Source organism: Roseateles sp. P5_B10, assembly GCF_056400485.1.
The window spans coordinates 1-1,203 of the sequence record NZ_JBFULE010001183.1 but is presented as its reverse complement, the minus strand read 5'-3'; the positions used below and the strand labels follow the sequence as shown (position 1 = coordinate 1,203).

The window sequence follows — 1,203 nt, the reverse complement described above, 5'->3', positions numbered from 1 at the left end:
GACCTGCCCGACGCCTCCTTCGCCGGCCAACAGGAAACCTTCCTGAACGTCGTCGGCATCGACGAGGTGCTGCACAAGATGCGCGAGGTGTTCGCGTCGCTCTACAACGACCGCGCCATCAGCTACCGCGTGCACAAAGGCTTTGCCCACAACGACGTGGCACTGTCCGCTGGCGTCCAGCGCATGGTGCGCAGCGACCTCGGCTCGGCCGGTGTCATGTTCACCATCGACACCGAGAGCGGCTTCCAGGAAGTCGTCTTCATCACGTCCAGCTACGGCCTGGGCGAGACGGTGGTGCAGGGCGCGGTGAACCCGGACGAGTTCTACGTGCACAAGCCGGCGCTGAAGGCCGGCAAGCTGGCCATCATCCGCCGCAACCTCGGCTCCAAGCTGATTCGCATGGAGTTCGCGTCGCCCGAGGAAAAGGCGGCTGCCGGCAAGCTCGTCAAGACCGTCGACACGGTGCCCGAGCAACGCAACCGCTACTCGCTGAACGACACCGAGGTGACCGAGCTGGCGAAGTACGCCCTCATCATCGAGCAGCACTACGGCCGCGCAATGGACATCGAGTGGGGCCGTGACGGCGTCGACGGCAAGATCTACATCCTGCAGGCCCGCCCGGAGACGGTGAAGAGCCAAGCTGCAGGCCAGGTCGAGCACCACTACAAGCTCAAGGCCCACAGCGCCGTGCTGGCGGAAGGCCGCGCCATCGGCCAGAAGATCGGCACCGGCCCGGTCCGCCTGGTTGATAGCGTGGCCGAGATGGAGCGCGTGCAGCCCGGCGACGTGCTCGTCACCGACATGACCGACCCGAACTGGGAGCCGGTCATGAAGCGCGCCAGCGCCATCGTCACCAACCGCGGCGGCCGCACCTGCCACGCGGCCATCATTGCGCGCGAGCTGGGCATCCCGGCCGTGGTCGGCTGCGGCGACGCGACCGAGAAGCTCAAGGACGGCCAGCTCGTCACGGTGGCCTGCTCCGAGGGCGACACCGGCTATATCTACGACGGGCTGCTCGAGACCGAGATCAGCGAGGTGCACCGCGGCGAGCTGCCGTACTGCCCCATCAAGATCATGATGAACGTCGGCAACCCGCAGCTGGCCTTCAACTTCGCGCAAATGCCCTCTGGCGGCGTGGGCCTGGCGCGGCTTGAGTTCATCATCAACAACAACATCGGTGTCCACCCCAAGGCCATCCTGGAC

Annotated in this window: 1 protein-coding gene; it reads left to right on the top strand. The window is 66.1% G+C overall.

Translation table 11 applies throughout. The features are described from left to right. The coding region (gene ppsA, locus AC1DU6_RS31935) for a phosphoenolpyruvate synthase (protein WP_477862216.1) at positions 1 to 1,203 on the top strand (1,203 nt) is incomplete at both ends.